Annotated in this window: 1 protein-coding gene and 1 pseudogene; both read left to right on the top strand. The window is 40.6% G+C overall.

Annotated elements, in window-relative coordinates:
- Positions 1 to 363 precede the first annotated feature (363 nt).
- Positions 364 to 1,113, top strand: a pseudogene (gene istA, locus CBG25_RS00495) (IS21 family transposase); the annotation flags it as partial.
- Between the two features lie 73 nt (positions 1,114 to 1,186).
- On the top strand, positions 1,187 to 1,591 hold a 405-nt coding region (locus CBG25_RS00490; RefSeq protein WP_290603707.1), incomplete at its 3' end, for a transposase family protein.

Genomic DNA, 1,591 nt, shown 5'->3' with positions numbered 1-1,591 from the left:
TAACAAGCTGAAAATTCAGCGGCTAAATTTTTCAATTCTTCGACTGATAATCCAATGATTGCTTTACATAAACGATTATCTCGTAACAGCCGCTCTTTGTTGATCATTTCAAACCTTTATTCTCTAAGTTAAACCTCCACGAGTTTCGCACCAATAAAAAAACGCTCTATTTTTAAGTTTAATTCAGCATGATATATAAATAGTCAAAACCTTATAAATCAAATACAACTTATTGTAATTTAAGAAAATTTATGTTTTTTAGTAACTTGCAGATTAATCATTGCTTTTAAGCCATTTTTAGAATTTTATATGCCTGTGCGAAACTCGTGCAAGAGTAAAAATGGCAGTTTTAAGGTACTGCCGATGATAACATTGGAGATCAGAGTGGAAATTTCTGTTTTACATCGCCAGGGTATGTCTATACGTGCGATTGCTCGACGGCTTTCATGCTCAAGAGTAACCGTGAGGCGATATCTTCGTAGCACTGAAGCGGCGGCGAATATGCGTTATAAATCGAGAGCGCCTAGACCCGGTAAGTTGGAGCCCTTCAAGGTATATATTCTCCAACGCGTAGAGGCGGCTAGACCTGATTGGATACCGGCCTGCGTATTGCTACGGGAGATCCGTGAACAAGGGTACACAGGCAGCTATAGCTTGCTGACCGCTTTTCTTCATCCTATGAAAAAAACGGTTACTGAAGACGTTGTCCGCTTTGAGACTGAACCCGGTGAACAGATGCAGGTTGACTTCACGATTATCAGACAGAGGAAAAACCCTTTGCTGGCATTCGTTGCCACGTTAGGCTGGAGTCGCTCGACTTTTGTTAAGTTTTACACCTGTCAAAATTCAGCAGCCTGGTGCGACGGGATTGAGTCAGCCCTACAGTATTTTGGCGGTACGCCTCGTCAGCTGCTATTTGATAATGCGAAGACCATTATCATTGAGCGTGATGTTTATGGTCCTGGTAAACACCGCTGGAACCCACAGCTTATCCAGCTTGCCGAGAAATATGCTTTTAGTCCGAAAGTCTGCCGTCCATACAGGGCGAAGACTAAAGGTAAGGTTGAACGTTTTAATCACTATCTTAAGAACAGTTTCATTAAACTAGTTGCTGAATAGAGACTTGCATTTTTTGTCACGCTATWGASAATAAAAAGAGGTTTAACTTAGARAATAAMGGTTTGAAATGATCAACAAAGAGCRGYTGTTACGAGATAATCGTTTATGTAAAGCAATCATTGGATTATCAGTCGAAGAATTGAAAAATTTAGCCGCTGAATTTTCAGCTTGTTATTTGATTTATCGGAAAAAGAATCGAAAAGCTCACGAGCGGCAGATGGGTGCAGGGCAGAAAGGATTTATCCCAACCCCATTAGATAAACTGCTTTTTATTTTATTGTATTTAAAATGTTATCCGACCTATGATTTGCAAGGACTTCTTTTTGGTTTAGATAGAACACGGGCATGTCGCTGGGTAAAAATATTATTGCCGGTTTTAGAGATGACCTTGGGGCGAGAATGTGTTTTGCCCGCTCGTCAAATTCGCTCTGCTGAGGAATTTTTTCGCGCCTTTCCTGGAGTTAAAGACGTC

The sequence above is a fragment of the Arsenophonus sp. ENCA genome, from assembly GCF_002287155.1.
In the GTDB taxonomy this organism is placed as follows: Bacteria; Pseudomonadota; Gammaproteobacteria; order Enterobacterales; family Enterobacteriaceae; genus Arsenophonus; species Arsenophonus nilaparvatae.
The sequence above is the reverse complement of the archived record's forward strand: the minus strand, read 5'-3'. Positions and strand labels throughout refer to the sequence as shown.